The 24,565-nt window shown below is 58.3% G+C and carries 24 protein-coding genes; 13 read left to right on the forward strand and 11 right to left on the reverse strand.

The features are described from left to right. Positions 1–51 precede the first annotated feature (51 nt). Together AC4HNJ_RS11045 and AC4HNJ_RS11050 are read right to left on the reverse strand one after the other, a co-directional pair. Entirely contained in the window at positions 52–396 is a 345-nt protein-coding gene (locus AC4HNJ_RS11045; RefSeq protein WP_490479618.1) for a hypothetical protein, read from the reverse strand. Between the two features lie 69 nt (positions 397–465). Further along, positions 466–1,056 carry a dihydrofolate reductase family protein gene (locus AC4HNJ_RS11050; RefSeq protein WP_490479619.1) on the reverse strand — a complete coding sequence of 197 codons (591 nt, stop codon included), beginning with the start codon at positions 1,054–1,056 and terminating at the stop codon, positions 466–468. Positions 1,057–1,346: 290 nt separating this feature from the next. Here AC4HNJ_RS11050 and AC4HNJ_RS11055 point away from each other — a divergent pair, with 290 nt between their 5' ends. Further along, positions 1,347–2,192 (forward strand): MBL fold metallo-hydrolase, encoded by an 846-nt coding sequence (locus tag AC4HNJ_RS11055; protein ID WP_490479620.1) that lies wholly within the window; start codon positions 1,347–1,349, stop codon positions 2,190–2,192. A gap of 138 nt (positions 2,193–2,330) precedes the next feature. On the opposite strand, the gene AC4HNJ_RS11060 is transcribed toward AC4HNJ_RS11055, so the two are convergent. Further along, positions 2,331–2,915, reverse strand: coding sequence for a hypothetical protein (locus tag AC4HNJ_RS11060; RefSeq protein WP_490479621.1), 585 nt, complete (start codon positions 2,913–2,915; stop codon positions 2,331–2,333). Positions 2,916–3,468: 553 nt separating this feature from the next. On the opposite strand from AC4HNJ_RS11060, the gene AC4HNJ_RS11065 reads away from it, so the two are divergent. Beyond that, the gene (locus tag AC4HNJ_RS11065; RefSeq protein ID WP_490479622.1) at positions 3,469–3,864 is read left to right on the forward strand and encodes a carboxypeptidase-like regulatory domain-containing protein; all 396 of its coding nucleotides are present in this window, start codon (positions 3,469–3,471) and stop codon (positions 3,862–3,864) included. Positions 3,865–4,149: 285 nt separating this feature from the next. Here the strand turns inward: AC4HNJ_RS11065 and AC4HNJ_RS11070 are convergent, their stop codons facing one another. Next, on the reverse strand, positions 4,150–5,151 hold the full coding sequence (locus AC4HNJ_RS11070) for a GlxA family transcriptional regulator (RefSeq protein WP_490479623.1): 1,002 nt from the start codon (positions 5,149–5,151) through the stop codon (positions 4,150–4,152). Positions 5,152–5,478: 327 nt separating this feature from the next. Here AC4HNJ_RS11070 and AC4HNJ_RS11075 point away from each other — a divergent pair, with 327 nt between their 5' ends. Together AC4HNJ_RS11075 and AC4HNJ_RS11080 are read left to right on the forward strand one after the other, a co-directional pair. Continuing rightward, positions 5,479–6,705 (forward strand): MFS transporter, encoded by a 1,227-nt coding sequence (locus AC4HNJ_RS11075; protein WP_490479624.1) that lies wholly within the window; start codon positions 5,479–5,481, stop codon positions 6,703–6,705. 5 nt (positions 6,706–6,710) lie between these two features. Continuing rightward, positions 6,711–6,938 (forward strand): hypothetical protein, encoded by a 228-nt coding sequence (locus tag AC4HNJ_RS11080; RefSeq protein ID WP_490479625.1) that lies wholly within the window; start codon positions 6,711–6,713, stop codon positions 6,936–6,938. A gap of 307 nt (positions 6,939–7,245) precedes the next feature. Here the strand turns inward: AC4HNJ_RS11080 and AC4HNJ_RS11085 are convergent, their stop codons facing one another. Then, positions 7,246–7,974, reverse strand: a complete 729-nt coding sequence (locus tag AC4HNJ_RS11085; protein ID WP_490479626.1) for a hypothetical protein — start codon at positions 7,972–7,974, stop codon at positions 7,246–7,248. Between the two features lie 261 nt (positions 7,975–8,235). Beyond that, entirely contained in the window at positions 8,236–8,646 is a 411-nt protein-coding gene (locus AC4HNJ_RS11090; RefSeq protein ID WP_490479627.1) for a hypothetical protein, read from the reverse strand. 164 nt (positions 8,647–8,810) lie between these two features. Here AC4HNJ_RS11090 and AC4HNJ_RS11095 point away from each other — a divergent pair, with 164 nt between their 5' ends. From AC4HNJ_RS11095 to AC4HNJ_RS11110, 4 genes are all read left to right on the forward strand, one after another. After that, positions 8,811–9,128 (forward strand): helix-turn-helix domain-containing protein, encoded by a 318-nt coding sequence (locus AC4HNJ_RS11095; protein ID WP_490479628.1) that lies wholly within the window; start codon positions 8,811–8,813, stop codon positions 9,126–9,128. 74 nt (positions 9,129–9,202) lie between these two features. Further along, positions 9,203–9,520, forward strand: coding sequence for a helix-turn-helix domain-containing protein (locus tag AC4HNJ_RS11100; protein ID WP_490479629.1), 318 nt, complete (start codon positions 9,203–9,205; stop codon positions 9,518–9,520). A gap of 139 nt (positions 9,521–9,659) precedes the next feature. After that, a complete protein-coding gene (locus tag AC4HNJ_RS11105) occupies positions 9,660–10,199 on the forward strand; it encodes a hypothetical protein (protein ID WP_490479630.1) in 540 nt (179 codons plus the stop codon). Between the two features lie 443 nt (positions 10,200–10,642). Then, the gene (locus AC4HNJ_RS11110) at positions 10,643–11,203 is read left to right on the forward strand and encodes a RebB family R body protein (protein ID WP_490479631.1); all 561 of its coding nucleotides are present in this window, start codon (positions 10,643–10,645) and stop codon (positions 11,201–11,203) included. 102 nt (positions 11,204–11,305) lie between these two features. Here the strand turns inward: AC4HNJ_RS11110 and AC4HNJ_RS11115 are convergent, their stop codons facing one another. The 4 genes from AC4HNJ_RS11115 to AC4HNJ_RS11130 all read right to left on the reverse strand — a co-directional run bounded on the left by AC4HNJ_RS11115 (position 11,306) and on the right by AC4HNJ_RS11130 (position 19,046). Then, on the reverse strand, positions 11,306–13,258 hold the full coding sequence (locus AC4HNJ_RS11115; RefSeq protein WP_490479632.1) for an alpha/beta hydrolase family protein: 1,953 nt from the start codon (positions 13,256–13,258) through the stop codon (positions 11,306–11,308). 359 nt (positions 13,259–13,617) lie between these two features. Beyond that, positions 13,618–17,130: a methylmalonyl-CoA mutase family protein gene (locus AC4HNJ_RS11120; RefSeq protein WP_490479633.1), complete on the reverse strand. Its 3,513-nt coding sequence runs from the start codon at positions 17,128–17,130 to the stop codon at positions 13,618–13,620. Between the two features lie 361 nt (positions 17,131–17,491). Then, a complete protein-coding gene (locus tag AC4HNJ_RS11125; RefSeq protein ID WP_490479634.1) occupies positions 17,492–18,424 on the reverse strand; it encodes an alpha/beta hydrolase in 933 nt (310 codons plus the stop codon). Between the two features lie 16 nt (positions 18,425–18,440). Beyond that, positions 18,441–19,046: a TetR/AcrR family transcriptional regulator gene (locus AC4HNJ_RS11130; RefSeq protein ID WP_490479635.1), complete on the reverse strand. Its 606-nt coding sequence runs from the start codon at positions 19,044–19,046 to the stop codon at positions 18,441–18,443. Positions 19,047–19,226: 180 nt separating this feature from the next. On the opposite strand from AC4HNJ_RS11130, the gene AC4HNJ_RS11135 reads away from it, so the two are divergent. From AC4HNJ_RS11135 to AC4HNJ_RS11145, 3 genes are all read left to right on the forward strand, one after another. Next, positions 19,227–19,556 (forward strand): YXWGXW repeat-containing protein, encoded by a 330-nt coding sequence (locus AC4HNJ_RS11135; protein ID WP_490479636.1) that lies wholly within the window; start codon positions 19,227–19,229, stop codon positions 19,554–19,556. Positions 19,557–19,687: 131 nt separating this feature from the next. Beyond that, complete coding sequence (locus AC4HNJ_RS11140; protein ID WP_490479637.1) at positions 19,688–20,053, forward strand: YXWGXW repeat-containing protein; 366 nt, start codon at positions 19,688–19,690, stop codon at positions 20,051–20,053. A 250-nt stretch (positions 20,054–20,303) separates the two neighbouring features. Continuing rightward, the gene (locus tag AC4HNJ_RS11145; protein WP_490479638.1) at positions 20,304–21,407 is read left to right on the forward strand and encodes a Glu/Leu/Phe/Val dehydrogenase dimerization domain-containing protein; all 1,104 of its coding nucleotides are present in this window, start codon (positions 20,304–20,306) and stop codon (positions 21,405–21,407) included. Positions 21,408–21,472: 65 nt separating this feature from the next. Here the strand turns inward: AC4HNJ_RS11145 and AC4HNJ_RS11150 are convergent, their stop codons facing one another. Next, positions 21,473–22,798: a tetratricopeptide repeat protein gene (locus AC4HNJ_RS11150; RefSeq protein ID WP_490479639.1), complete on the reverse strand. Its 1,326-nt coding sequence runs from the start codon at positions 22,796–22,798 to the stop codon at positions 21,473–21,475. Between the two features lie 705 nt (positions 22,799–23,503). Here AC4HNJ_RS11150 and AC4HNJ_RS11155 point away from each other — a divergent pair. Continuing rightward, positions 23,504–23,749: an acyl carrier protein gene (locus AC4HNJ_RS11155; protein WP_490479705.1), complete on the forward strand. Its 246-nt coding sequence runs from the start codon at positions 23,504–23,506 to the stop codon at positions 23,747–23,749. An 18-nt stretch (positions 23,750–23,767) separates the two neighbouring features. Continuing rightward, positions 23,768–24,541, forward strand: coding sequence for a glycosyltransferase family 2 protein (locus tag AC4HNJ_RS11160; RefSeq protein ID WP_490479640.1), 774 nt, complete (start codon positions 23,768–23,770; stop codon positions 24,539–24,541). The last annotated feature ends 24 nt before the right edge of the window (positions 24,542–24,565 follow it).

Below are 24,565 nucleotides of genomic sequence, written 5' to 3' on the forward strand. Positions count from 1 at the left end.
ACGGGGCGGTTAAATATTTTTAATCGCCCCGTGCCTATCGCTACCGCCCACTCAATCTGGCCCTGTTACTGAAGATTTGGTTTGCATCAAGGTCGTGTCTTTGTCCACGTTGTTGATGCGGTTGTAGAGCTGCTGCAGGAAATGAAAATCGGCCGAGAACAGGTCTTCAATCACCTTCGTGTTAATCATGTCCAGCCTGCCCAGCCTCACCACGACGCGCGACAGCACAATAATCGCGAGGTAGCTTGGATTGGCCTGAACGCGATGATCCTTGAGCGGAAGAATTTCATCGCCCGCGGTAGCCAGACGCATGACACCGTCCCGATGCAGCGACCCTTCGGCGTCGCGATAGCCGATGGGGAGAGTGAATTCGACTTCTGTGCTAATTACGCCCATGACATTCCTTTGGCTATATGAGATGGAAGACCCGATAACGGTATCTGGTACCGCTGTCGGAAACACCTCTTATTTCAGATTCTTCAAAGGCCCAGGGGCGCTGTAAGTATTGCCGACGATGCCCGACGGCATCGCTTCCGAGCGCTCCAGCGTCAATGCGCGTGGCGGTGTTCCGTCCGCAAAAATACGCTTTCCTTTGCCGAGCAGGACAGGATTGACCAGCAGCACCACCTCATCCGCCAGCCCGTGCTCAATCAGCACCGACGTCAGCGTTGAACTTCCGGTGAGGATGATGTGCGGACCCTCCTTCGCCTTGATGGCACGAACGCTATCCACGACATCCGGTCCAATGCCCTCGAACGGCCCCCATGCCAGGCTCTCCGGCCTGTGGGTGACGACATACTTCGTCGCCGCATTCAGGCGGTCCGCCATCGGACTCTTTGGTGCATTCGGCCAGAAACTCGAAAACAGATCGTAGGTTCGGCGCCCGAGCAAGAGATCGCATCGCTCGCCGTACATCGCAATGACTTTCTCCAGCCCGGCAGGACTGCGATACGGCCCGGACCAGTCGCCGTAGGGGAAGTCGCTGTCACCCTGGCCGCTGGACGTTTCGATCACGCCGTCTAGCGAAATATGTTCGATGATCTTGAGCTTGCGCATGCTGAATCTCCCCTACTGGTTTGTGTCGTTGCATTAGCCGAGCTGGTTGCCCCGCTTCTCATGATGACGACGAACGGCGAGACCGGATTTCGACAGGTCGCTTATCCGTTTCGTCTTGGCTTGGCTGAACGAGTTTATCCATAAGGGGAAAGAGGAGATCAAAGAAAAGGGTCAGAGTCCATTTGCATCTTTAAAAAGCATTCCACACCTTTGTTCGCTTTTCCTGTTTAAACCTGAGCCCCGGGCTCCTAAACTTGCGTGGAATCGAACCTTGCGAAGAGGTGAGCGCCATGCTGAGCTGGCAAGTGGGCCGGGTGAAGATCACTCGCATTGTTGAGATGGATTTGCCAGTGCCCGCCGAGTGCCTACGGCAGGCCACGCCGACAGAACTGCGCAAGTTGACGTGGCTCTATCCGCACTTCGTCAGCGAGGACAGCAGCATCCTGAAGCTCAGCGTCCATGCCTTGCTGGTCGAGGCGCCGGGGCTGAAGCTGGTGGTTGATACCTGCATTGGTAACGACCGGCCACGCGAGATCACCGGCGGCGAGCCGTTGGCGACGCCGTTCCTGCAGCATCTTGGAGAGGTGGGCTGGTCGCGCGATGGCGTCGACGCCGTGGTGTGCACGCACCTGCATGTCGACCACGTCGGCTGGAACACGATGCTTGAAAACGGCAAGTGGGTGCCGACCTTCCCGAAAGCGCGCTACCTCATCGGTCGGCACGAGTACGAGTTCTGGCGCAGCTATGACGACGAAGAGCAGCAGGCCATGCTCAGCGATAGCATCAAGCCCATCTTCGATGCCGACCTCGTGCAACTGGTAGAGATGAACCATGTGATCTCGCCGGAGATCCGGCTCACGCCTTCCATCGGCCACACGCCGGGACACGTCAGCGTGATGATCGAATCCGAAGGTCAGCGCGCGGTCATCACCGGCGACATGACCCACCACCCCTGCCAGCTCGCGCACCCTGATTGGATGTTCGGCGACAACGACCCGGAAGCCGCCGTGCTCACCCGCTCGCGCCTCTTCGCCGAGTGGGCTGACCAACCTATTCTCGTCATTGGCACCCACTTCGCCGCACCCACGGCCGGTCACATCGTGCGCGAGGCTGCGGCGTTCCGATTTGTGGTGTAAGCAAGCCCTGCTCCCGACGTTGTGCACGCTAATTGACAACGAGATAGGACGAAGGGGGCGACGCACATACGAGCTAAGTGCGCGAGATAAGCGAGCCTCTCTACGTAGGTCGAGATAAAACTCCGGCGATGCGTTGACCTAGACCAACCGGGGAACCAGGCGGCAATGTTTGCCTACCGATGCGGACCGCTTGCAATACACGTCGACAATGGCAACCGTGTTCCTAACGGCGTCGGTCAGCACGAACCGTTTCGCCACACCGGGTCCGGTCGAGTTGTCGATAGCCACAGCGACGAACGGCTGCATGGCCATACCTTGCTTCCGCAGCGCTTCCGATCCCTCGGCCGCCCGCTCCGCTTGTACATACTGTCGATGCGTGTTGCCGACAAAGGCTGCTAATCCGTAGCCCGTGGGCAAGTTGACGAGATAGGTCTCGTATTGGCCCTCTGGTGCGGTGACTGTGAAATTTGGCAAATTGATAGCTTGGGTCTCGTTCTGTGCGACGCTGACGCTGCCGGCACAAGCAAGACCAAGCGTGATGGTCGAGGCAATGATCAGGCGTTTCATAAAGGACTCCACATAGACGGCTATGTCCGGTGGCGAATTGTGAGATGGGCCAAAGAAACAAAACGAGACAAAAAGCGAAACAAAACCGGCAAGCTTCGTTAAACACGCATAACGACCGCTATCCGCTTTCGGAACGTCGATTTCGATGCGCGTCATTCGTCGAGCTTGTGTGGTGTTCGTTGCGATACCGATTCTATTTTCGCCTGCGTTAAACCTGGGCCGTGGGTTCTTAAACGTTCGTCGGTTCAAGCCTTGCGAAGAAGCGAGCGCGATACTGAGTTGGCCCATGGGGAAAGCCACGACCATTACTGTCATGACTTATGGCCTAGATGCCGGGTAGATCAGGGAAAACCGGATCTCGAATCACTAACCGGAATTTATCGGCAAGGTCGCAAAGAGAAAGAAAAAAGACGTGGATCGTGCTGGCATCAGGCAAACCATTACGACTTTCACGGGAATCGGCCGCCCCCTCTCTGCTAATTTAAACCTATCGTCGCCGTCGGCCATCCAAGGACCGGAGTGCCCGCTTTGACGTTGGAGCGACGAATTCAGGAGTTGCTGAAAGAGACGCCGCAGTCAACAAGAAAGGCGAGTACATCGGCAGCCACGCTCCCCAACGTGCTGCTTTGACATCGATCATCGAATCCATCACCGCGCGAGCGGATGAGTGGTTTTGCGCGCCCGAATCCCCACACCCACGAGCACAAACATGAAAATCATTCAAAAATCCGAAACCCATCGTCAGCAGAAACATGGATACCGCTTCGCGTCCAAGCTCATGTCGACCCTTGCCGTCGGTACATTGGCCGCCATGACATTCAGCGCGGTTCATGCGCAGGCCACCGACTCCAAAATCGTCGGCAAGGCGCCCACCGATGGCACCATTGTCGTGCACAGCGATATGGGTATGACCCGTCACGGCACCGCCAACAGCAAAGGTCGCTACACCATCCCTTCGCTGCGGCCAGGAACCTACGTCGTATCACTGGAAAAGAATGGCAAGACGCTTGCGAGCCTTCCTGGTGTTCCGCTCTTCGTAGGCGTTTCATCCGAAGTGGACTTTGCGTGCGACAACGATCAGTGCTCGGCATCGCTTGCTCGCTGACGACACACATGACAGAACCAGGGCAAGAAGGCCCGTCGAAAGACGTGCCTTCTTGAAATGGGATCAGAGCCTGAGATTTTCCTATGGTTTTCGCTCGCTAACCCAGAGATATCCAGGGGGCGCATCCATCCCATATCGAAGCGAGTCGTCGGCATGACGATTCGCTCTGAAACAGCCATGTCGTGAACTTCGGTTTCCCTAGCGGGCGACGACAAAAAAACGAGTGGATACCTCGGGACCGATCTCTTATTTGAGATCAGCATTTGCAAGGTCGACTCGCTGCCGCTAACGCTCGGATAGAGCGGTGGTCTCGTGAGCCGCCATCCGCCGGATGCTCTGCGGCGGATGGCCAAATACGCGTACGAAGGCACGCCGCATGCGCTCGGGATCGGAGAAGCCTATGTCACGGGCAATGACTTCGATGGGTTCTACCCCGCGCTCGACTCTTTGCCGCGCCACTTCCACACGTAGACGCTCCACGGCTTTTGCCGGGGTTTCTCCCGTTTCAGCGAGAAACGCGCGGCCAAACTGCCGCGGGCTTAAACAGGCCACCGAGGCGAGATGTTCGGTGGATAGCGGCTCGTCCAAATGTTCGCGCATGTAGGTGAGCACGTCCCGCATTCTGTCTGACTCCGGTTCCATGTCGGCCATGGCCGAAAATTGCGATTGCCCGCCAGGACGACGGTGGTAGACCACCAGCATTTGCGCCACGGCACGCGAGGATGCGTTGCCAATGTCCTCTTCGATCATCGCCAGCGCCAAATCAATACCCGCCGTAACGCCGGCAGACGTCCAGATACCTCGGTCCTTGGTAAAAATGCGGTTGGGTTCGACCTTGATCTCCGGAAACTGACGCTGCAGCCGCAAGGTGTATTTCCAATGCGTCGTGGCACGCCGGCCATCGAGCAGCCCCGCCGCAGCAAGCAAGAAGGCGCCGGTGCACACGCTTGCGATACGTCGCGTCCCTTTCGCTGCGATCCTGATCAGCTGTTTCGACATGCTCGGCATATCAGATGGATCGGCCGATACGCTGCCACCGGAAACGATGAAGGTGTCGTAGGGGGTGGACCGGATCTTTTGTGTCATCACCTCGAGCCCCGACGAGCTCACCACGCCGCCGCCGGTCAGCGACACCACGTGACAGCGATACGGATCGTCGGCACAGATCCTTCTCGCCGTGTCGAAGGCGGCCAGCGGCCCGCTGAGATCCTGTATCTGGAAGCCAGGAAAGACGAGCAAGGCGATGTCGCGCGTGACGCTACGTTTGCTCGCTACGCGTTTCTTCATGATGACTGCTCTTGATCCGTTGCTACCGGCCGTTGCACCCGCCAGAACGGCCGTGGGCGCTCGTGGAGCGGATGATGCACCCGAACGCGTTTGACGGAAAGGACGCCAATCCCTCGAAAAGCGTCATCAGACCCGTAACGACCAAAAATGAGGGAAGTTTGTCCTTTCGGCCTGCCACGGGCCTGGCGAAAATCTCATGGCCGCTCGAATGCATGGGAGAGCCAACCATGCTGGCCTGCCCTCCATCCACGCCACCCTATCCAAGCCGCTCGCGCCATGAAAGTCGCTGAAAAACACTCACCACCGGCATCCACGAAGGATAGGGCGATGACCGCCACGGTTTCCGCGCCGCGTTCAAACGCTACCGTACTTGCCATCGCCCAGGGACTTTTCACCGCCGCCGTCGCCATCGATCTCACGTTGACGGGGCTTACCGGTTACCAGCTTGCACCCGACAAATCGCTGGCCACCCTGCCCTTTGCCATGATTACCGTCGCCGGCGCCATCGCGACCCTGTTCGCCTCGCTCTTGATGCAGCGTATCGGCCGGTGTTGGGGTTTCGTCACCGGCGCCTCGCTTTGCGCGGTCGGCGGCGCGATTTCTGTCTGGTCGGTTTTCCACGGCGACTTCTGGCTGTTCTGCCTGGGCACGGCGGCGGTGGGTGTTTTCCAGGCGTTCGCTCAGTACTACCGGCTTGCCGCTGCCGACTCCGTCGATCCTCCGCACAAGGCACGGGTTATATCGATGGTGCTCGCGGGTGGCGTGATGGCTGCGGTACTGGGCCCCGCCTTGGCGGCATGGAGCAAGCATCTGTTTTCGACGCTGTTCGCCGGCTCCTACCTGATGGTGAGCGTGCTGGGCGTTGCTTCGGCCTTGCTGCTCGCGGTGAGATACCGCGATACAGAACCTCACGGCGGCTTGCCGCATGCGGCCGAACCGCCAGCGCGACGCCTGCGAACCGTTTTCCGCCAGCCGATCTCGCTGGCCGCACTCGCCAACAACGTCATCGGTGGCGTGGTGATGATGTTCGTCATGACGGCAGCGCCCCTGGCGGCCGTGCAAAGCCATCACAGCATCGATGACGGCGCCCATATCATCCAATGGCATCTGGTAGGCATGTATGCCCCTTCGTTCTTCGCCGGCCGGTTGATCCAACGTTGCGGCATGCCCTTCGTGCTGTTTACGGGTATCGCACTCAGCGCCTTGTGCGGTGTGATCGCAGCGCTTTCGACCAGCTTGACGGCTTTCTACCTCGCCCTGCTCTGCCTAGGCGTTGGCTGGAACTTTATGTTCGTGGGCGGCACCGCGCTGCTCGCGTCATCCCACTTTTCTGCCGAGCGCGCCAGGGTGCAAGGCATGGCGGAGATGATCCGTTATGGGCTGACAGCGATAGCGACGCTCGGTGCCGGCCCCATGCTGGAACGCTTCGGATGGGTGAACCTCAACAGGCTCATCTTTCCGCTGCTGGCCATCGCGACGGTGATGACTGTGGCGTGGGTAAGAGCCGACCGCGCGGAGAAAGCGCGTGGCTCGAACGCGGCGATGGCACGGTGAAAACGATGACTACGCCAGACACAACCGATGCGAAGCGTCATGCAGACCGCGCCATGGTCTTATCCGTGGCGCGAAGCATCGATCCGAATGACGAGCAAGTCATCCAGTGGTTCAACGAAGACATCATTGCCGAATTTGGACATAGAACCGCGAAGCAAATGGTGCAAGAAGGTTGCACCGCGAGCCTGCTCGCCATGATGTATGCAATAAGGGATGGGTTGAGAGGCGTGTAGATTTAGTGGGTGGGGGCGTGTTTGCGACATAGCGCTTTAATCGGCATGTCCTTGCGTGCTTCGTGCTGGGAGCCGACGATCTGTTTGCTTTTTTACGTCCAATCTCCTTCAGTTGGAGATTGGTTCCCAAATCGTTGCGCTACTCAAAATCGAAGGGCATCAGTCCAAGCCTGTAACGGACTACAAAGGGAACGACTCATTAAGCGTTCCTCTTTAATTACCTTCGAGGCGCAGAAAAAAAGCCAGCGATAATTAGCGTACTTCAACTACGTCGGCCCCTTCTTCGTTTCATTTACCGCTCACGCTCCTATCCCTCCTTCTCACGTACCGACGCCTCTGCCAGGACAGTCTCATACAGATCGAGGTGACTTTTCGTTCGAACCGCCCACCATGAAACGGCGTAGAAGATCATCAGCGCCCACAGAAGAACAGTACCAAGTACGTGAACATGCCCGGTAAGTGTCTTCCAATCACTGAATGACCAATCCTTGAATTGCAGATACATCGCTGCCAGCAACGGCAAGATGCCAAATTTCTCAAACCCGCCACTGATCAGGCCAGCGCGATAGGTCAACCTACTCTTTCGGTCGCGGACATACCGCAGATGCGTGTCAATGACAGAAGGCGGATAGCGCCGCAAGGCGTCAACGATAACGTTGTACTGCACCAACTGCTTGTCCAGATTTTCCGCAAAATCTTTATGCTGATGCTGGAAGAAACGCCAGGCTCGCCGGCAAGCGACCAACAAGGCCACAGCAAGACATAGCAACTCTAGAGACAAACCCACTTGCAGTGCGCGCAGACCAAACTGATTGCGGAACAGCAGCACACTCACAACGCCTAAGGCGCCGAAAAAAAACGCGCCAGTAAAGGCATAACGCTCCAGCTTGGTCGCTGCGGGTTCGTCATCAACGTGGGCGTACTGGTCGAGACACGACTCTAACCATATAAAGCTAAACGTCTCAGGCGCCAGCGGGATTTCCTCTGCTGCCGGTTCCTTCGCCACGTCCGAAACTACACTCGACATCTGTTCCATGGGCGCCCCTGTTCCTTTCGCCGATGCGATAGCCGAATGGTGAGATGCCACATGAAAGTCGTCAAGCCGGCTTGAAGGCGCACGTAGCGAAACTAGAACAAGAAGGCCCGTCGAAAGATGGGCCTTGCGGAAATACTGCATAACAAACCGCCCTGCTGCATCACCCAATAGTTCTCGACACCCTAGAAAGACGGGCTCTGAGTACTGGGGATCATTGAACACAGATACTGCGTGACTACGATTACACCGAGGCAGAGGGCGTTAAGCGCTGGACAGACGTCGCCTGACGACTTCAACCCAGGCGGGGCACCGGCTTTCACGCACCGTTGCGTCGATCGATCCGCGGCATGCGTTCCGGTCGGTCAAACGACTCGTCTCGGCGCGAAGGAATCTGCCAGCGCTATCGAAATAGATGTAAGTGCCCTGGCTTTTCGGGTTGGCTACGTCGTCTCTTGGGACGAAATAGAAATAAAGGAGGCGTTCGGAGCCGTCGGGCATCCTCTCGCGTTCCTGCGGCACGCCCAAAGCGGCGATGGCCTGGTTGATCGTTGTTTGGTGCGGGATGAACTCGTCGATCTTATCAGCGTTGTAAGGCGCGCCAACGTGAACCGAACACGCGGTAAGCAGAAACACCAAGAGCAGAATGACAGTGCGCTTAAATCCGGGCTGCACTTTCTCAGTTCCATTTGGGAGTTATCCGATTTACGCGGCTGAGAGATGAGCACTGCCCGCGCGACTTGCTTTCCTCGACCTTCGCCGGGACCGTGCAAGCGTACACCAAAAAGGTATGTATACCTGAATAAGGGATAAGTAAAGACGGCCGTTACGTTCCCGTCATGCCAAAACCCAAACCCAAACCGACTTCAACCCACCGCCCAGAGCACCTTGTGCTGACTCAGCTGTTGAGGGAGCTACGACTGGCTGCGGGGCTGAAGCAAACTGAGGCCGCCGAAGCCCTAGGGATCGCGCAGACTGGAATTTCAGATATCGAGACCAGCGACAGGGGGCTGGATCTGCTCGTCGTCCGCGACCTCGTACAAATCTATGGGGCAGATTGGCTTAAATTTATAGCGGAGCTAGAGCGCAGACTCGCGACCGCACCGCAGCCAGCGGGTGCATTAATCCGAAAAACTCCGAGCAAGAAATCGAAATAGCGGGAGAGTTCGCAGTCTCTCCGATATTAGTAAGCAAGCTTAGCCATTAGGCTCCATCACGTAGCGTGGTTGGCATGGTCAAGAAACCAACGACACCCAAACCCAAACCCACCTCCGTCCACCGCCCGGAACATCGAGTCGTCGCCCAGCTTTTGCGGGAGCTGCGATTGGCATCAGGTTTGACACAGGCACAGGCCGCCGCCGCTGTGGGAATTACGCAGGCAGGAGTGTCCGAAATGGAAAACGGAGCCAGGGGACTCGATCTACTGGTCGTTCGGGACCTAGTGAATATCTACGGCGCGGATTGGCCGGCAGTGATTGTCGAGCTGGATCATCGAATAGCTGCCGGTATGACACCCGCAAAAGCACTGCTGAAATCCAAATCGAAGTAATAAAATTAGATCAAGCCAAAACCTACTACCCGCAACTACTGCTTGAAACAAGATCAGAGGCGCATCTGTAAAAGTTCTTTGATCAGTTTCTGTTTTTACTATCCTATCTCCCGCAGACCTCTCTATAGAAAGAGCACTTATGCGACGGCCAAACCATCTCTCTGCATTTGATTGGGAATGGTCTGATGAACTTCCTATCGAATCGGCCCGTGATCAGGCGCTACTAAACCGAAAAACTTCTACGCGCGCGCTCGCGAAGATGTCTGAGGCACACACATTTATCCATTTTGCGTTATGGAACGTATTGCCCGACGGGCATCCAGTCGGTGACTTGTGGATGGAAACAACGACAGATGTCGGAGCAACTATTTACCTTGCTTACGGTGGATATTTTCGCCAAGCACTGGCAGTTCTTCGCTTATGGCTTGAGTTATCCGTAAACGGGGTTTACTTCGCGCAGCACTACTCTCAACCCACTAGCCGGTACAGACAGTGGCGCGCTGGTGAGCGACTTGCACCAACTGACATGAAAAAAATTGCCCACTCCTTATCCACCTACCTGCCTGGCGATGCCAAAGCGAACGCCGATGCCATCCAACAGAAGCTTGAGCCGCTCTACGTAAGCCTCTGTCACCACGTACATGGACAAGGACTGGATGTCTATGATCTTCAGAGTTGAAGGGACAATGTACCCCGCTTTCTCGAAAAGAGTTACGATTTATGGTGCGAGACCGTGTTTAAAGTACTCGACGCGACAAGTTACCTATACCGCCTCTTTTACGCAAAAGAATTGAGTACGTATCTAAATAACTCAAAATCAGAGCGGCTTGAGGCTATTTTTCACGGCAAAGTGCTTGAACCCCACGCGCCGGAATTCACTCGATTCGTACTTGAAGCGTCAAACCTAGCCCAAAGTGGGCCGCAATAAGAAAAAGAAAAATGGGGAGGAATGCATTTCCACTGTGAAAAAGCACCCTGCCCCCTTTTGCATAAGTCAAACCTGTTTCATCGCTCCATACGTACTGAAAGCGTTGTAGCCAACCCAGCCGTACGTCGCTTGTGCCGTGATGCCACACTTGGAAAACGCCACCCGTAATGCCACCCCAATCCGAAGGAATTCGCATGGCAATGCCAACTTCCGTAAACAACCAGATTACCGATGCAGTGACACAGACCAAGGTGCAAAACCCAGACAACGCACCCATTACCGCCATCGCCATCCTCTATGGCGCCATCGCACACGCCCTGGGCATCGCCGTGGAGAACGCGGCCAACAACCAGCAACAAATCGCCGTGACGGCGCAGGCTGCGACCAACCAACAGGTCATGTTGCTGTTGTCAGCCGGCCTGCCACTCGACAAAGCATCACCCGATGGAGAAAAGGTATCGGCCCTGTTGCAGGTTCCGGCCACGATGGCGGCACCCGAAGCAATCGCAAACACCATCGAACAAGCCGTGACATCGGCGAGCAAACCTGGGCTCGATCAGGCCGGCCCGTGGTCCGAGGCCGTACGCGAGATCATGCACGCCGCGGCGTCTGGGCTGCACGATTTGCAGAAGGTGATGCAGCAAGCCAACACGATGGTCGCAAAACAAGCCGCCACGACGGCGGTGTGGATCAACATGATCAAGGACCCCGACCACTTGGAGCAATACCAAAAAATGCTGGCGTTGATCCAATAGCACTGATGCGAACAGGCGAGCCCGTTTGCGCGCTAACACGCTTCCAAAAAAAGGGCCGGAGAGTAGTCAACGTAGCTCAACTACTCCCGCCCCTTTAGCTGTTCAGTTTCCACCGATAGCCTTAGTATCGCCACTGTTCGTCACTATTCCACTGCTTGCGTTATCCGGTCCAGATCCGATGTTGCTGGACAAAAAAGTAAGCATACGCGTGTAAAAATCCAGCTGATTGGCCGGGTCTGCAAGTCCGTGCCCTTCCCAGTCATAGCTTACGAATTGCGGCGGATGACCTGCCTTTTCCAGCGCTGACCGCATCGCCTCGGCATACTGGATGGGTACGCGGTCATCCTGCTTCCCGTGCACGAGCAGAACGGGAACCGTGATGTCGGTAGCATGTGAAATGGGTGAGTCGGCAACCAACGCTGCCTTGTCCAGGCCGAGCACTGTATTGAGATAATACATACCGTAATCGCTGCGATGGATATCACCCCAGCGGTAGAGCTTGCTCAAGTCGTAAGGGCCTGCCAATCCGATTGCGCAACGATACAGATTGGGTTCGCGTGCGACGCTCATCAACGCAGCGTAAGCGCCGTAACTCCCGCCGTAAATACAAATGCGTTTAGGGTCCGCTATGCCCTGCGCGATGGCCCAGCGCGTAGTATCGGTGATGTCATCCACCATGGCTCGACCCCACTGACGGTAGCCATATCGCATGAAGCGTTGACCAAAATTCGCCGAACCTCGAAAGTTCACATGCACCACGCTGTATCCATGCGCGGCCAGGAACTGCGTTTCACCGTCGAATGTCCAATCGTCTGCGACGAAATAAGGGCCGCCGTGAACAATCACTACCGTCGGCGCCGGGCCCGTTGTTCCCCGGGCTCGCGAAAAAAAGCCATGCAAAGGCAGCCCATCTCTTGCCCTCAATTCGAAAGGCACCATCGCGGCCATCGCGGTGGCGTCCAGCCACGGTCGTGAATGAAATAAGAGCGTGGCCTTTTTGTTTACTCGATCCAACAGATACCACGAGCCATCATCGCGATCACTGTGCGTATACACAACGAACGTCGAACCATCTGCGGCACGGCTTACTACATCGACCACCGTATTAGGAAAGGCCTTTACCAGCGCGCGATGCCACTTGGCGTCTTCAGAATTCGAGACCCAATAACGTGCTTGCGGAACACCGGGACCAAACCAGGCACCAATCGGCTCCTTACCGTCCATGGAAAAGATAATGCTAAGCGGATCGGAGACCTGATCACTCAGCAATTCGGTTCGCTTGCCGCTGGCAAAATCATAGCTCTCAATGACATCTGGGCCGGCAGCGCGCTCGCTCTGTAGAAAGGCCGTTTTGTTATCAGCGGAAATGCCCAGTGGAATCACATCGACATGCGTGACGTCGCTGTCATTAATCGAGGACCATTGTCCGCTGTCGTTACGAACGTATAGCTGATTTCGCGCGGTTTTGCTCCAGGCCCAAGCGATTCGCAGTTTCCCGGTGTGGTCGACCATCATCCACGCATCGCCAACGGGCGCAGCGCCGAGCTCCTCGCCTTTATTCGACAAGTGATCGATGTCATACCGTTTCACACTGAAGCGGCATTCGCCGTCTATGAAGTCTTTGCATTCGCGGACCAGAAAATGATGTTCATCGCCGCTTACCGTGCCGAAAAAGTTGGAAGCCAACGTTTGCGGATGCTTCGCGTGAATATCCACCAGATAAATCCACGGATCGGTGATTGGCTGGTGATATCTCTCCGAAGCACGATTGGCCGAGATCACCAGATGATCGGAACCCAGCCAAGAAAGAGCGTCGATCTCTCCGCGACTGCCCGGGCCGATTTGCGCAACCACTTGCATGTCTGAGCGCCGTAACACGGTGACCTGCGTACTTTCATCCTCCCGGTGCACAATCGCCAGGAGCGCCCCATCCGGCGAAATCTTCACGTTTTCGTATTCGACACGCTGGAAAAAATCCATGGTTTTTGGCGCACCATCGGCCATACAGACAAACGCCGCCGAGACCAGTAAACAAACCAGCCAAAAACGTTTCATCGTGCATCCCCTTGATGCCCCGAGCTCCCAAGCTTCAGATTATATAGTTAGAAAAATTAACGCCACTGCCGGAGCATGCCGTAGCTCACACAACCTCGCACTTACCTTCGAGGCAACCACTTTCTGAAAGATATCTGCTGTGAAGGTCAGCGGGGCGAAAGTCGTTCGTTTCATGGGTGCAAGCTGCAATCAAGGACCATTGCTTTTTTAGTCTTCAGGTCTAGCAATGGAGCCTTGCTGTCTTCAACAATCAACCCATCTCAAAGTTCGGACTAACGCTGAAGAAGGCGCTACAAATTAGAAATAAAAAAGCCCGCCAAGTAGGAAGCGGGCTTTCTTCGATAGGCTGGGATCGGATGTCACATATTCCGCCGATACTCCCCACCAACATCATAAAGGGCATGAGAAATCTGCCCCAACGAGTTGTACTTCACCGCCTCCATCAACTGCTCGAACACGTTCTTCCGCTCGCGCGCGGTGTTCTGTAGCGTCTTGAGGCTTTCCGGCGCCAGCCCGTTACGGACTTTGCCGAACGCCTGTACGTTTTCGATCTGCTGACCTTTCTCTTCTTCTGTCGAACGGATGAGTTCGATCTCGGTGGCGATTTCGCCGCCGTGGTCTTTGGGCAGGAAGGTGTTGACGCCGATGAGCGGCAGGCTGCCGTCGTGTTTTTTCTGTTCGTAGTACATCGATTCTTCTTGAATCTTGCCGCGCTGGTACATGGTGTCCATGGCGCCGAGTACGCCGCCGCGTTCGCTGATGGCTTCGAATTCTTTGTAGACGGCTTCTTCCACCAGGTCGGTGAGGGTTTCCACGATGTGGCTGCCCTGCCAGGGGTTTTCGTTGAAGTTGAGGCCGAGTTCTTTGTTGATGATCATCTGGATGGCGACGGCGCGGCGCACGCTTTCTTCGGTAGGCGTGGTGATGGCTTCGTCGTAGGCGTTGGTGTGCAGGCTGTTGCAGTTGTCGAACAGGGCGTACAGCGCTTGCAGGGTGGTGCGGATGTCGTTGAACTGGATTTCCTGCGCGTGCAGGGAGCGGCCGGAGGTTTGGATGTGGTACTTCATCATCTGGCTGCGTGCGCTGGCGCCGTAGCGTTCGCGCATGGCGCGTGCCCAGATGCGGCGGGCGACACGGCCGATGACGGTGTATTCCGGGTCCATGCCGTTTGAGAAGAAGAAGCTGAGGTTGGGCGCGAAGTCGTCGATGTGCATGCCGCGCGCGAGGTAATACTCAACAATCGTAAAACCATTGCTGAGGGTGAAGGCGAGCTGGCTGATCGGGTTGGCGCCGGCTTCGGCGATGTGGTAACCGGAGATGGAAACCGAATAGAAGTTGCGCACTTTGTGGTCGACAAAGTATTGCTGGATGTCGCCCATCATGCGCAGCGCGAATTCGGTACTGAAGATACAGGTGTTTTGCGCCTGGTCTTCTTTGAGGATGTCGGCTTGCACGGTGCCGCGCACGGTTTGCAGGGTTTCTTCTTTGATGCGTGCGTAGGTGTCGGCATCGACCATTTGATCGCCGGTAACGCCGAGCAGGGAGAGACCCAGGCCTTCGTTACCCTTGGGCAGGTCACCGGCATACACGGGACGCTGCTGGCCGGCAAAGAGTTCGGCCATGTGCATCTGCGCCTTGGCCCAGCGATCGGGATCGGCCTTGAGGTATTTCTCTACGTTCTGGTCGATGGCGGTGTTCATGAACATCGCAAGGATGATCGGCGCGGGGCCGTTGATGGTCATGGAGACGGAGCTGGTCGGCGCGCTGAGATCGAAGCCGGAGTACAGCTTCTTCATGTCATCGAGCGTGGCGATGTTGACGCCGGAGTTGCCGATCTTGCCGTAGATATCCGGACGCGGCGCGGGATCTTCGCCGTAGAGCGTGACGGAGTCGAAGGCGGTGGACAGGCGCGTGGCGGCGCCGCCCTGGCTCAGATAATGGAAGCGGCGGTTGGTCCGCTCGGGCGTGCCTTCGCCGGCGAACATGCGGGTGGGATCTTCCCCGGTGCGGCGATAGGGATACACGCCACCGGTATACGGATAGTGGCCCGGCAGGTTTTCGCGCATGAGGAAGTGCAGCTGATCGCCCCAGTTTTTGGTCTTGGGCGGCGCGACTTTGGGGATTTTTTGGTGGCTGAGCGATACGCGGTAGTTCTCGACGCGGATCACTTTGTCGCGCACTTTGTATTCGTTGACGTCGTCGGTGACGGCTTTGTAGCGCGCGGGCCAGTCACGCAGCAGATGCACGGCTTCGTGGCTGAGTTCGCGCAGGGCGGCGTTGTAGCGTTGGCGCAGCACGAGCAGGCTGCGATCTGCTTCGGGGTCGTGCAAGGCGTCGTGATCGAAACGTTCCAGTTCGCGCGGCAGCTTGTCGTCGCCGAGGTCTTTCAGCGATTCGTAGTAATGCTGCGCTTTGCTGGCGAATTCGGCTTCGCGTTCGATCTGCGTGTTGATGCCGCGACCTTGCTCGGCGATTTCCGCGAGGTAACGCACGCGTGCACCGGGGATGAGCACGGTGGCGCGTGGTTCTTTGAGGGTGGTGTCGAGGTTGGGCTTGAAATCGCAGTGGGTGGAAAGAGCGACCCCACCCTGCCCGCCCCTGCTTGCAGGGGCGGGTTCCAAATGCAGTTTTTCGCGCAGCAGGCGGCAGAGGTTGGTGAACATCCAGGTGACGCCTGGATCGTTGAACTGGCTGGCGATGGTGGGATACACCGGCACGTCTTCGTCTTTCAGGGTGAAGGCGGTGCGGTTGCGCTTCCATTGTTTGCGCACGTCGCGCAGCGCGTCTTCGGCGCCACGCTTGTCGAATTTGTTGAGCACAACCAGTTCGGCGAAATCGAGCATGTCGATTTTTTCGAGCTGGCTGGCGGCGCCGTAGTCGCTGGTCATGACGTAGACGGGGAAGTCGACCAGGTCGACGATTTCCGAATCGCTTTGGCCGATGCCGGCGGTTTCCACGATCACCAGGTCATAGGGCTGCGCTTTGAGGAAGTGGATGCAGTCGTGCAGCACTTCGTTGGTGGCGGCGTTCTGGCGGCGCGTAGCCATGGAGCGCATGTAGACGCGATGACTGCGCAGCGCATTCATGCGGATGCGGTCGCCGAGCAAGGCGCCACCGCTGCGGCGGCGGGTGGGATCGACCGCGAGCACGGCGATGCGCATGCCGGGGAAGGCGTGCAGGAAGCGCAGCAGCAGTTCATCTACCACGGAGGATTTGCCGGCGCCGCCGGTGCCAGTTATGCCGAGCACGGGCGTGTGTTTGCCGGCGAGCGACCACTCTTTGCGCAGGCGTGCGAGTTCGGCGTCGCCAAGCTTGCCTTCCTCGATGGCGGAGAGCATGTGGCCGATGCTGATTTCGTCGTCGATGTCGATCTTCACCGGCACGGTGGGATCGTCCTGCTCGCGCTTGGCGGCGGCGTTGCCAGCACGCAGCATGACGTCTTCGATCATCTCGGTGAGGCCGAGCTTCATGCCGTCGTTGGGGTGGTAGATGCGCTCCACGCCGTAGGCTTGCAGCTCTTTGATTTCTTCCGGCGTGATGGTGCCGCCACCGCCGCCGAAGACGCGGACGTGCGCCGCGCCCCGCTCTTTGAGCATGTCCACCATGTATTTGAAGTATTCGACGTGGCCGCCCTGGTAGGAGGACAGCGCAATGGCGTCGGCATCCTCTTGCAGCGCAGCACGAACGACGTCTTCTACCGAGCGGTTATGCCCGAGGTGGATGACTTCCGCTCCCTGCGATTGAATGATGCGGCGCATGATATTGATCGCGGCGTCGTGTCCGTCGAACAGACTGGCGGCGGTAACGAAGCGCAGCGGGCTGGTTTCAGCCTGCGCGGCACTGGCAGGGACGTGCTTAGCGGGGGAACTCATGGGGACTCCGAGAACGTATGTTCCAACTGCAACCATTCTAGTGGGGTTGCCGGTTAAACGCTCGGAAGCGGGTGCGAAGGCACGCAGGAGTGCACTTGCGTTGGCGTGTTGGGCCGGCGGCGCGTACCGAGTGAACGGCTTGTCATCGGGCGGCAAAATTTTTCTGGTGGTTCATCGCTGTGAATCGCTGCCCAGGTGAAGACCGAAGCGCAGAGGCTTTTGCGGAAGTCGCACGTCGCTGGGCCCGGCTTTCGCCGGGGCGACGGATGCGTGGATGTGTTCGCCATAGCCATGCACTTGCGTTTGATGACGATGACGCATGCGGCTTGCAAGCGTTACGGCAGGTTTGAGTGCGGTGATGTCAGGCCAAACCGAATGGCAGGTTCGGCGAGGCGACGATGCGATCGCCGACGCTTTCGCCGCGCAGAAACGCCATGGTGGCTTCGATCACTTGAGGCGCATCCAATACCCGGTGATGACCCAGCCCTTGGGTGGTGAGCAAACGTGCGCCATGCCAATAACGTGCATAACGCTCGCCCTCTTCCCATGGCACTTCGCGATCATCGAGATCGTGCACGACCAAACCATTCTGCCCCAATGCAGGCAGATGGCGATGCACTTGCAGTTCGCGCGCGTGTATGCCGGTGCGGCGTTCGTACCAGGCAAGAAACGGTTCGCGCAGATGGGTGCCCAGGTGTACGAAGCGCATGAAGCGGCGCGCGGCGGCTTCGATATCCGCGGCGGGCGCGATCAGTACCAGGCGTTCCGCGTGCCAGCGTTCGTCTTGCGCCAGTGCGAGTGCAGCGCCGCCCATGGAGTGACCGATGGCAAGCGCGGCATTACCGAAGTGTTTGCCGATGGCGCGAACCGTGGCGATGAAATCCGGCAAGGTGCAGAGGCCACCGCTGCTCGCGCCGTGGCCGGGTTGATCGAACGCGACAACAGCAAAGCCGCGTTCACGCAATGCCGCAATCCAGGGCAGATAACGCAGGCCAAAGCTGGACCAGCCGTGCACCAGCAACGCATAGGGCTGCGTGAATGGATTGCCCCATACATAGGTGGCGATGGATTCGCCGTTGATATCGAGTTCGCCGCGCTGCATGGCTTCATCTGGCTTGGCCGTGCGCGCACGCGTGCGACTGCTGGCAAATGGCGTGGCGAACAGACGCGCTGCGCGATCCACGGTGTGTACTGGCGCGAGACGTCCGCCCACGGCGAAACCCAGGCGCGTGATGCCCAACTTCAGAGCGCGACGCGATGCATGACGAGGGGAATGCGCGGTGGGGGATGTCATGGCGTGCTCCGGCAATTCAAGATTGATAGCTGGCAAACAATCGATCGAGGGCAGCCCATGTGCGTTGGCTGGCTTCGTCGAAACCGAATAAGCCGGCGTCGTGATGCAGGCCGAGCATCAAGGCGTAGATTTCGAACGCGAGTTGTTCGGCATCGGTATCCGCACGCACATCGCCGACTTCGATCGCCATGCGGACGGCACGCGCCAATTCATTGCGCCAGCCGGATTGCTGCTCTTTGACACGCTGGCGAAGCGGGCCTTCTTCGCGGCCGTCGTATTCCACCACCGCGCTGATCAGCACGCAGCCGCTTTGATAGATGCGCGACCACTCGAACCAGGAGGCCAGCATCGCGCGCAACCGCTTCAAGCCACGCGGCTGCTTCACTGCATCGCGCATGACGAAGTCGACGAAGCGCTTGGTGGCGACGTCGAGCAAGGCCAGTTGCAGATCTTCGCGAGAACCGAAATGCGCGAATACGCCGCTCTTGGACATCCCCACACCAAGCGCGAGTGCGCCGATGGAGAGCCCTTCCAGGCCATCGTGGCGGGCCAGCTCATAGGCCCGCTCGAGGATCAGTTCGCGCGTGGCCGCGCCTTTGCCGGGGATGAGGGAGGCATTCATGGCGCCAAAATAGCACGACCGTTCGTTTTATTCCACGGCCAAGGGCGTGGCCTGCTGGTCGCAATATATTTGGCTGCTTCCTGAACAACCGAAAGCAATCACGTCAACAGCCCCGATAGAGCTTGCGTTTTTTGCCCCGTCAGCCGCTCGATGGCGGCTGCCTCAACCGGAGAGAACACCATGATCAGCTTGACCCGCAAATTGGCCCTTGTGGCTGGCATTGGCCTTGCGCTGGCCAGTGTGAGTTACACCCCGCCGGCTTCCGCGCAGGTGGTGGTTGGCGTAGGTGTCGGCGTTCCCCCGCCCAGGCCGCGCTATGAAGTTATTCCGCCGCCGCGCCCTGGCTGGGTTTGGACCCCGGGCTATTGGCGCTGGGAGCCGCGCTGGCATCGCCATGTCTGGGTAAGCGGCGCATGGGTACGGGCACGGCCTGGCTACCACTGGCATCCGGGCAGGTGGGTGCAGCGCGGACCGAACTGGTACTGGCGCGACGGCCACTGGGGCCGCTGATTACCGCAATTATCTGCGCCCCGCGCGACATACCGGGGCGCAGGCTTGCCGCAAGGGTCGCTGGCTAGACTGCACGCTCACTGGCCGGACCGATCGATGTTCCGGTTTTCATCCTTCATCGAGGGCACTTCATGTCATTACGCGTTGCAGCCTTGTTCGCCGTAGCCGGCACCATCGCCATCACAGCCGGTTGTGTCGTGGAGCAACCTGTTCCACCGCGCCCGCATCGTGTTGTCTATGTCGAGCAGGCCCCACCGCCGCCGGTGGTCGAAGTAGTGTCCCCGCAACCGCCCCCGGTTGAGGTGGTGGAAGAAGCGCCGAGGCCGCGCCCCGGCTATATCTGGGTTCGCGGCTATTGGCACTGGAACGGCGCCCGTTATGTCGCCATGCGCGGCCACTGGGAAGCGGTGCGGCCCGGCTATCACTATGTGCATCCGCACTGGGAACGTCGACGGGATGGCTGGCATTTTCACGCCGGCGTCTGGGTGACGGGCTGAGGCCAAGCCAAAACCACGGAAAATCCACCGGTTCAACCATGCCCCGCTTCGGCGGGGCTTTTTTTTCCGGGCTGATTGCTGCGATGCGACAGTGCCTACTTCACGAGTCGTACTAAACTTACACAGCTAACTTACCGCCCCAGCTTCCCGCTGGGGCTTTGAGTTTTCAAGCGTCAGGTCCTTGGCGGGGCCAGCGCTTCCGTATCAGGTCGCCATCTCCGGCACCGTCACATCTGGAGTTCATGTTCCAATGATTTTTGAAACCATCGCCAAGACAGGCCACGAAGAAGTCGTCTTCTGCCACAACAAAGATGCCGGCCTGAAAGCCATCATTGCGATCCACAACACGGTGCTGGGTCCGGCACTGGGTGGCTTGCGCATGTGGCCCTACAAGACCGAGCAGGATGCGGTGAACGACGTGCTGCGCCTGTCCCGCGGCATGACCTACAAGAACGCCGTGGCCGGGCTGAACCTGGGCGGCGGCAAGGCGGTGATCATCGGCGATCCGTCGAAGGACAAGTCCGAAAGCTTGTTCCGTGCCTTCGGCCGTTTCGTGAATTCGCTCAACGGCCGCTACATCACGGCGGAAGACGTCGGCATCGACGTCAACGATATGGAATATGTTTTCCGCGAAACGGAATACGTGACAGGCGTGCATCAGGTGCATGGCGGCTCGGGCGATCCGTCTCCGTTCACCGCCTACGGCACGCTGCAAGGTTTGATGGCGGCGCTGCATTTCAAGCACGGCAATGAAGACGTAGGCAAATACAGCTATGCCGTGCAAGGCGCCGGCCACGTCGGCAGCGAGTTCATCAAGCTGCTGCGCGAGCAGGGCGCCAAGGTGTTCGTGACCGACATCAACAAGGAATCCGTGCAGCGCTGCGTGGACGAACTGGGCTGCGAAGCCGTGGGCCTGGACGAGATCTACGACGTCGACGCCGACGTGTACTCGCCCTGCGCACTGGGCGGCACGGTCAACGAACAGACCATCGACCGCATCAAGGCGAAGATCATCTGCGGCGCGGCCAACAACCAGCTGGCCACCGACGCCATCGGCGACGAACTGCAGCGCCGTGGCGTGCTGTACGCGCCGGACTATGCGGTAAACGCTGGCGGCGTGATGAATGTCTCGCTGGAAATCGACGGCTATAACCGCGAGCGCGCGATGCGCATGATGCGCACGATCTACTACAACCTCGGCCGCATCTTCGAGATCAGCAAGACCCAGGGCGTACCCACCTACAAGGCTGCCGACCGCCTGGCCGAAGAGCGCATCGACGCGATCGGCAAGATCAAGCTACCGCACATGGGCAATGGCACGCCGCGTTTTGCCGGACGCATGCGCGGACAGTAATCGACCCAACTGCCTGCAAAAAAGCCGCCAGCATTCTGGCGGCTTTTTTTGTGGCCCTATTGCAATCAGTGCCCATTTGCCGTGGCACCTACCGGCCGGCGCAACGCCTTCATCTGCTCAATCCATATCTGTTGCGCAGGGTCGCTGCCGAATCGCGCGATGAAATCGGATACTGTCTGATTCAACCCTTCTCGCGGCTGATCTTTTTGGATGCTCGCCCGCAAAATCCAGCCCTGGGGTTTTTCGGGATGTATCTGCACGAGACGATTGGCGATGGCCCAGGCTTTGTCCCAGTCATGCGTCGCATGGATATAGAGGTTGCCGAGTTCGATCATTCCCCATGTGTCGTCTGGATTTATCCGCAAGGCTTGTTCGTAGTCTTCCACCGCATGATCGGTTTGGCCCAACGCTTCATAAGCAAAACCGCGCACCTCGTAACTGTTCTCATCCTGCGGAGCCAGTGCGATAAGCGCACTGCCTTCCGACAAGGCCCAGTCTGCCTGGCCAAGTGCCGGCAGATCGAATGCCCGCCCTTGGCGATGATCCATTTTGGTGGGATCAAATCGCAGCAACTCGGAGCGGTAAATAACCGAGAGCGCTATTGCGCTGCGATTCTTCGCAGCCCAACCGGCACTCATCAGCATCCCCACCGGCGCCGGCTCGGCAAAGAGATGCTTATAAATATTCGCATCATCGGTTGCAGTGCATGGACAATCCTCGACGTATGCCTCGCCACCGGTGCGTTCCGAAAGAAGCATCAACAGCAACGGATTCTGTTTGACATGGCGTTGAGACGCCGCGATGAGATTTTGCATCTCTCGCACACTTCCACCCCACTTGGGCTGGGCCATCCATACCAGGCGCGCGTAGATCGAATAATTTGCGGGATCCACTGCAAGATCGTGCTTGGCGGCATTCACTGCGTACATGCCATCGCCACCTAACGCCGCTGCATAAATCATGGCGCCGTAAGCGGAGGTTACCTGGGGATCACGCTGCACTGCCGCGTCCAGGTCCGTCCGTGCGCGCTCCAGCAAACGGTCCATCGAATCAAACGCATCCTCGGATGTTTTGGACGCATAGCTGCTCCCTCTCGCCTGCTGCGCCATGGCTACATACGAGATACCGCTAGCCGCTAGCGCAAAGGGGCTATCGGGCGATTCGCGTTTCCACGCATCGATGAGTGCACGATTGGCGTCCGAGCCGTTTGCAAAGTCGATGTTGAAGGTGCGATCCAACGCGGCCTGTGAACCCGCTTGCGTGAGCTGCGTATGCATGATCTGGCCGAAGCGACGATCCAGTTCCGCTGCCTGCCCCGCCTCGATAAGTTGACGTACCTCTTGGGGCTTGACCAGCGGGTCCAGCTCATAACGGCAGTAAGCAGTGGTCACGGCCTTGGACCAATTGAGCCCTGGTGGATCGGGGTAGGCGAGGCATCGCTGCAGAGGGTCTTGAATGGCTTCCGCCTTCCTTGCCTCCGCTAAGAACTGATTGAGCTGTTCGCGGCTGAATGGCGGCTTGGGTGGTTCAAAATGACGTACCGGACGCCTTGACAATGGGCGAAGCGCTGGGGCGAGGGAGGGAGACGTCATCCGAGGGAGTAAAAAGGACAGGACGGCAGCCCCGCCGACCAAGACCACTCCCACCCACAAAAGCCGGCGCACATTCGTCGTCACAGCATGGACTCCCCTGTCGTTGGGAAAAACTCGCATACCCCATACGAAAGGGCAAGCAAGTAGATTCTTGAAGACCGCACATGGGCAACGGCACGCAACGCTTCGCCGGGCGCATGCGCGGACAGCAAGAAAACTGCACCCGTGAGTGCTGGAAAAGCCGGCCGCCAGGCCCGCTTTGTGCGCAGGACAGCCCACTTTCTTCTGCTAAACTTTTGCCGTGCTGTAAGGCTTTGTCTACGTACGCTGGCAAAGCTCAGGGGGGCTCGCTCCGCGGGTTATGGAACAAATCGACTCTTTTCGAGCCTGGCATCGTCCGGTCGCGCGCCCCTGTCCGCAGCAAGCGCGCCCTTACGTTCAAGGTATGGAAAGCATGTAGGCGGTGGCAGGCTGGAGTGTATGAGCGCAATCATGGAAACCGGGATCAGCGATGAGGACATCCTGTTAAAGCTCAAGGATGTGCTGCGCGAGACCTTTGAGATCGATCCATCGCGGGTAAAACCCGATACGCATCTTTTCACCGATCTGGAACTGGATAGCATCGACGCCGTCGATCTGGCTATCCAGGTACAGGACATGACCGGCATGCGTATCAAGCCGGAGGACTTCAAGAACGTGCGGACGGTGGGCGATGTCGTTGCCTCCGTGCGTACGCTGCTGACGCGCTGAGCTCAAGCGAAGGCCCGCATGCATGAGCCCGCATCCGCCGTCGAGCATTTCAGCCCTTGCGCGCTGATTCCCATCTACAACCATAAGGACACGATTGCCGCTACCGTGCATGCCTTGCGCGCGCACGGACTGCCGATGGTGATCGTGAACGATGGCAGCAACGAAGCGACGCGCGCCGCGCTCGACCGTTTGGCGGCGCCGGACATCCGATTGATCCACCTGCCGCATAACGGCGGCAAGGGTCGTGCGCTGACAGCGGGGATGATTGCCGCGCGCGACGCGGGCTATTCGCACGCCCTGCAAATCGACGCGGACGGTCAGCATGACACGGCTGACGTGCCGCGTTTTCTGGCCGAGGGACGCGCGCATGCCTCGGCCCTGATCTGCGGCCACCCCATCTACGACCAAAGCGTGCCGCGCGCGCGCCTCTATGGCCGGTACGTGACGCACGTATGCGTATGGCTGGAAACTTTATCGTTCACGCTGCGTGATTCCATGTGCGGTTACCGTCTCTATCCGCTGGAAGCGACGTGTGCCGAAATCGATCGCGCGCCCTTGCCCGCACGCATGGATTTCGATACCGAGGTGGCGGTCCGCCTGATCTGGCGTGGCGTGCCGGTACGCAACCTGCCGACCCGGGTGACCTACCCGGAAAACGGTCTTTCTCATTTCCATATGTTGCACGACAACCTGCGCATATCCGCAATGCATACCCGGCTGCTGCTCGGCATGCTCCCGCGCGCGCCGATACTGCTGTGGCGCAAATGGCGGAGCGAAACATGGGCGATGTAAGCAATGTTTCCCCATCGCCGGGGT

Source organism: Dyella sp. SYSU CM1112, from assembly GCF_058216415.1.

Coding starts and splice junctions, on each gene's coding strand:
- AC4HNJ_RS11045 (WP_490479618.1), bottom strand. CDS start 396: ATGGGCGTAATTAGCACAGAAGTCGAATTCACTCTCCCCATCGGCTAT.
- AC4HNJ_RS11050 (WP_490479619.1), bottom strand. CDS start 1,056: ATGCGCAAGCTCAAGATCATCGAACATATTTCGCTAGACGGCGTGATC.
- AC4HNJ_RS11055 (WP_490479620.1), top strand. CDS start 1,347: ATGCTGAGCTGGCAAGTGGGCCGGGTGAAGATCACTCGCATTGTTGAG.
- AC4HNJ_RS11060 (WP_490479621.1), bottom strand. CDS start 2,915: ATGACGCGCATCGAAATCGACGTTCCGAAAGCGGATAGCGGTCGTTAT.
- AC4HNJ_RS11065 (WP_490479622.1), top strand. CDS start 3,469: ATGAAAATCATTCAAAAATCCGAAACCCATCGTCAGCAGAAACATGGA.
- AC4HNJ_RS11070 (WP_490479623.1), bottom strand. CDS start 5,151: ATGAAGAAACGCGTAGCGAGCAAACGTAGCGTCACGCGCGACATCGCC.
- AC4HNJ_RS11075 (WP_490479624.1), top strand. CDS start 5,479: ATGACCGCCACGGTTTCCGCGCCGCGTTCAAACGCTACCGTACTTGCC.
- AC4HNJ_RS11080 (WP_490479625.1), top strand. CDS start 6,711: ATGACTACGCCAGACACAACCGATGCGAAGCGTCATGCAGACCGCGCC.
- AC4HNJ_RS11085 (WP_490479626.1), bottom strand. CDS start 7,974: ATGGAACAGATGTCGAGTGTAGTTTCGGACGTGGCGAAGGAACCGGCA.
- AC4HNJ_RS11095 (WP_490479628.1), top strand. CDS start 8,811: ATGCCAAAACCCAAACCCAAACCGACTTCAACCCACCGCCCAGAGCAC.
- AC4HNJ_RS11100 (WP_490479629.1), top strand. CDS start 9,203: ATGGTCAAGAAACCAACGACACCCAAACCCAAACCCACCTCCGTCCAC.
- AC4HNJ_RS11105 (WP_490479630.1), top strand. CDS start 9,660: ATGCGACGGCCAAACCATCTCTCTGCATTTGATTGGGAATGGTCTGAT.
- AC4HNJ_RS11110 (WP_490479631.1), top strand. CDS start 10,643: ATGGCAATGCCAACTTCCGTAAACAACCAGATTACCGATGCAGTGACA.
- AC4HNJ_RS11115 (WP_490479632.1), bottom strand. CDS start 13,258: ATGAAACGTTTTTGGCTGGTTTGTTTACTGGTCTCGGCGGCGTTTGTC.
- AC4HNJ_RS11120 (WP_490479633.1), bottom strand. CDS start 17,130: ATGAGTTCCCCCGCTAAGCACGTCCCTGCCAGTGCCGCGCAGGCTGAA.
- AC4HNJ_RS11125 (WP_490479634.1), bottom strand. CDS start 18,424: ATGACATCCCCCACCGCGCATTCCCCTCGTCATGCATCGCGTCGCGCT.
- AC4HNJ_RS11130 (WP_490479635.1), bottom strand. CDS start 19,046: ATGAATGCCTCCCTCATCCCCGGCAAAGGCGCGGCCACGCGCGAACTG.
- AC4HNJ_RS11135 (WP_490479636.1), top strand. CDS start 19,227: ATGATCAGCTTGACCCGCAAATTGGCCCTTGTGGCTGGCATTGGCCTT.
- AC4HNJ_RS11140 (WP_490479637.1), top strand. CDS start 19,688: ATGTCATTACGCGTTGCAGCCTTGTTCGCCGTAGCCGGCACCATCGCC.
- AC4HNJ_RS11145 (WP_490479638.1), top strand. CDS start 20,304: ATGATTTTTGAAACCATCGCCAAGACAGGCCACGAAGAAGTCGTCTTC.
- AC4HNJ_RS11160 (WP_490479640.1), top strand. CDS start 23,768: ATGCATGAGCCCGCATCCGCCGTCGAGCATTTCAGCCCTTGCGCGCTG.